The following is a 3900-nucleotide window of genomic DNA, read 5'->3' on the forward strand; positions in this document are numbered from 1 at the left end:
AGGAGATGCTGATCCCGCCGTCGACCGTCATCGCCAGGCCGGTCACGTAGCGCGACTCATCGGAGGCGAGGAAGACGGGGTCGGCGCCGGTGGCGGGTCGTTGCCGCACCCGTCAGGGCGAGGATGCGGCGACGAGAACGGGAAACAACGGCGAGAAACGCATCAGATGATCATCGCAACCCAGTCTCTGGCGTGCACGGGTGCGACACGCAGAGGAGGAAACTCGAGAGCTCTGCATGCGGAACCATCCCGAGGTGATCTGCGCCGGACACACCGCAGGAGGGCCGGCCAGTGCCTGCCCCGAAAGGGGATCGCTCATGCCCCGTAGATGATCTATGCCGACCCACGAATTTGACCGGCGTGCATTCCTCGCCTCGCTGCCCACCCCGGGTGGCCGGCGGACAATCGACGCCACGCACACCACGATCAATGACCGTCGGTACTTCCGCCAAGATCAACGCACCTCACGTACTCAGGTCGACCGGGATCGGGTCGCGATCCTGACGGTTCGCCCACCGACGCCGGCAAATCGGTCGCCCAAGCGCACCTGGTGGGGGAGCACCCGTAGGCGTGGCTACACCTGGATGCAGACGAGTTCAATACTCCGCGCCTCCCCGCGGCGGCGCCATCGACGGCTCGCTGGAGCAGTTGCTGCCCGAGAAGCTTCGGGCAAAGCCGGGGCAGCTGAGCCGATTCCACCCGAACGAATTGTCCGATCTGGTGCGCATCGGATCGAATCTTCGGCTCGAAACCGCTGTGACGCAGTCATTGTCGGTGGGGGGAATGTGATCATCGACGGGGCCATTGCCTGGAAGCCATGGCGACCGGGCTGGTGACCCGACTGCGGCATCTCGAGGTGGGCAACCGCGAACCGTGTTGCTTTTGTCGTCATTGGAACCGCGTCGGGTGACCACGTCGATCGTGCGAGACGATTCATTTCAGCACGGTGTCATCGGGCGAACGGTGCCGGACTGGTTGATGGGGAGGTTAAGTAACGGCGTGAGGGCGCTGTACTGCATCCTTCAAACCCTCTATCCTGACACGGATGGTACGCGGTACACTGTTGGCACATGTGGAGGTGGTGGACATGCTCGTCGACCGTGATCGGGCCCGCGACTCGATCCATGCCTTGTCGGATCCGGACCTGGTCGAGTTGCTGGTGGAGGAGTTCTCCCGCCGCCCTGCCCTGCGTCCGGTCCGGGACGATGTGACGGCGTTGCTGTCGATGAGCCCGGCGCTGGCGCGTCAGCAGGAGCGTGCGGTTGCCAACCCGGCTGCCGCGGCGGTGGCCCGCACGCGGATCGTCGCGTCGGTGCTGAACTCGATCGTCGAGAAGCACGAGATGCTCGACTCCACCGCCGTCAGCCGTGTCCTGGGGAAGTCGGCGACCAGCCGCAATACCGCCAGCCGCCTGTCGGCGGCCGGCACGGTGATCGCGCTGCCGGTATCGGGGCACAAGCTCTACCCCGCCTTTCAGTTCGACGCCGAACGCCGGCAGGTCCGCCCGATCGTCGCCGAGATCAACCGGGCCCTCGGCGCGAAGGACGACCCGTGGGGTGCGGCGTCCTGGTGGCTGAACCCGACCGACTTCGCCGATGACCCCCGATCCCCGGCCGCGTTGGCCGTCGACGGCGGGTATGAGCAGGATCTGCGGGACATGGCCGACGACCTGACGCAGGACTGAACCGACCGTGTCCTACCCGGATCCACCCACCCCGCTACCTGCTGCCCTGCTCACCACGATCCCCGCCGATACCTCACTGTGGCGCATCCACAGCGCCACCCGCGGCGCCGCGGAGTTGAACCCCACGGCCCGGCCGAGGGCCCGGGTCGGAGGCCGGTTCGACAGTCTCGACGGCTCCTACGGATACCTGTATCTCGGTGACTGTCCGGCAGCGGCGGTCGCCGAGACACTCTGCCGCAATCTGCCGGTCGATCAGTCCCCGCGGTTGATCCCGCGGGCGAAGATCGCCGGCCGGGTCCTGGGTGAACTGCGGACCACCCGCACGGTGACGGTCGTGGATCTGACCGGGACCGGGGCCTCGCGGATCAACGCCGGCGTCTGGTTGTCCAAGTGCGACCCCTCCGGGTATCTGCACACCCGCCGGTGGGTTGCCGCGATCCTCGCCGCGAACCCCGAGGCCGATGGTGTGCAGTTCCGGCCGCGGCACGACGAGAACACCCTCTCCTGGATGCTGGCCGAGGACCCGGCCACACACTCTCCCCCCGCGGTCACCGCCGTCGGAGGGGTGGTCGCCCTCGACTCCGCCGACGGTCACTACCTGTTGGGTGCGATTCTCACCCCGCACAACGCGGCGCTCGGACCCTGATCCAGCCCATGCCGGCGGCAGATATCTGCGCGTCGGTGTCGTGATCGGTCCGCAGCTGATTCGGAGCGGACCGCGTCGTGAGGAAGAGGTCGGCGATACGGCCATGTCCTGTCCTTCGAGAACGCGAACTGCGGTGACCTTCGGGCGGAAGACGAGATCGTCCTCCCACTGGATCCGGACAGCTCCTCGCAGGGCTCGGTGTTGACCGCGCAGGGAACGCTGTTCGCCGAAGCCGCGCAGGAGGTCGGCTGAACAGTCGTTGTTCCGATCGCTCCGGGCGCAGGTGAGGGATCGATACCCACATACGGGTGACCGCACACCGCCATGGAAGCGGTGGCGGTTCTTCGCATTCCGGATCAGCTGTTCCATGAGCCGAGGGGAGCAACCCAAGCGTGAACCACCCGTCATCGAACCCGATCGCGTACACGTAGCCGCGTATCTCGTCACCCTCATCGACACGGTTGCCAAAGTTCCTGGTGATCGGCCGACGAGGACTTCACAACCGGCGACGTTGCGGGTCGGATCGGGGTGAGCGAACCCCGCCAGCCACTGGGGGTCGGTTGGCGGGGTCGCGGCACCGGCTCGAATGCGGGGGAGGGCCGGTGCGAGGACGAGTGTAGGAAGTTCGACCCGACGATTCGGATTTTGTGACGCAGGACACGTCACTTTCTGGGTGGGGTGTTGCGGTCGTCGGATTCGACCATCCGTCCTTGTCGGCTGTGCGGTCCTCGGAACAGGGGGTTGGCGAGCATGTGGTGCGTGGAACATGGTTGTCGTGCTCTCTGGGGGCTCACTGGTGACCACGGGTGGGGGGTGTGCCGGAGTCGTGCCGGTGGGCGTGGCGCCGGGTCTCGGCCGGCGACGTGGCTGGGGTCGGGGAGGTGAGCGGCAGCGAGCGGGTGGTGTTCGACATCAACGGCGGTCTGGCGGACCTGTCGGCCTTCACCCACCTGCTGACGGGCGAGTCGGAAGGGGGCCGCCGGCAGGCGTGGCAGCGGTTCTTCGACCAGGTCGGGCAGGCGGCGGTCGTGGAATCGGGCCGAGATCTGGTGGAGGCGGCGGGCGGTCTGGGTCTGGTGGTGGTGTATTCCACGACCCGGCCCGTCTCCTGTGCGGAGCAGGCTCGGATATGGCTCGGGGACAACGGATTTCCGTCCGGTCGTGCGTTGTTGTGCCGCTCCCGCAATGATGTCCGGCCTGCCGTCGCGGTCAAGGTCGGTCACTGTCGGGCCGTGGGGTAGTGGTTGTCGGCATTCGTCGACGACGAACCGGACACCGTGGACGCACTCCGCTCGGGTGGGGTGCTGGGCACACTCGTTCGACGAGTTGTCGGGCCTGCGGGTACGCGAGCTCGAGACGGTGCTGGCCGCGAGGGGCGGCGACGGGACGATCCGGCGACGGCGTCAACGCGGTAGACCGCACCACCGGCAGGGTCGGGTGGCGCAGGGGTCGCTCTGAAGCTGGGACTTCCGTGATCGTGTCGAAATGAGTTTTTGGGCTGGGTCGCGCTGGGGCTTGACCGAGATGTCGTCGGGTGCAGCGCGGCCGCCCAGGGTTCAGCGCTACCGGT

General features: G+C 67.1%; 4 protein-coding genes. All 4 read left to right on the forward strand.

Going from position 1 to position 3900, the window contains the following annotated elements:
- The first annotated feature begins 570 nt into the window (after nt 1–570).
- The 4 genes from MLGJGCBP_RS16655 to MLGJGCBP_RS51780 all read left to right on the forward strand — a co-directional run bounded on the left by MLGJGCBP_RS16655 (nt 571) and on the right by MLGJGCBP_RS51780 (nt 3571).
- The gene (locus tag MLGJGCBP_RS16655) at nt 571–789 is read left to right on the forward strand and encodes a hypothetical protein (RefSeq protein WP_160097000.1); all 219 of its coding nucleotides are present in this window, start codon (nt 571–573) and stop codon (nt 787–789) included.
- 298 nt (nt 790–1087) lie between these two features.
- Nucleotides 1088–1684, forward strand: a complete 597-nt coding sequence (locus tag MLGJGCBP_RS16660) for a hypothetical protein (protein ID WP_160097002.1) — start codon at nt 1088–1090, stop codon at nt 1682–1684.
- A 7-nt stretch (nt 1685–1691) separates the two neighbouring features.
- Nucleotides 1692–2330 (forward strand): RES family NAD+ phosphorylase, encoded by a 639-nt coding sequence (locus MLGJGCBP_RS16665; RefSeq protein ID WP_160097004.1) that lies wholly within the window; start codon nt 1692–1694, stop codon nt 2328–2330.
- Nucleotides 2331–3145: 815 nt separating this feature from the next.
- Nucleotides 3146–3571 (forward strand): hypothetical protein, encoded by a 426-nt coding sequence (locus MLGJGCBP_RS51780; RefSeq protein WP_236581147.1) that lies wholly within the window; start codon nt 3146–3148, stop codon nt 3569–3571.
- The last annotated feature ends 329 nt before the right edge of the window (nt 3572–3900 follow it).

The sequence above is a fragment of the Rhodococcus sp. T7 genome, assembly GCF_009872365.1.
Lineage (GTDB): Bacteria > Actinomycetota > Actinomycetes > Mycobacteriales > Mycobacteriaceae > Rhodococcus_F.

What these genes read in the sequence shown, in the direction of transcription:
- MLGJGCBP_RS16660 (WP_160097002.1), top strand. Translation starts at nt 1,088, where the DNA reads ATGCTCGTCGACCGTGATCGGGCCCGCGACTCGATCCATGCCTTGTCG.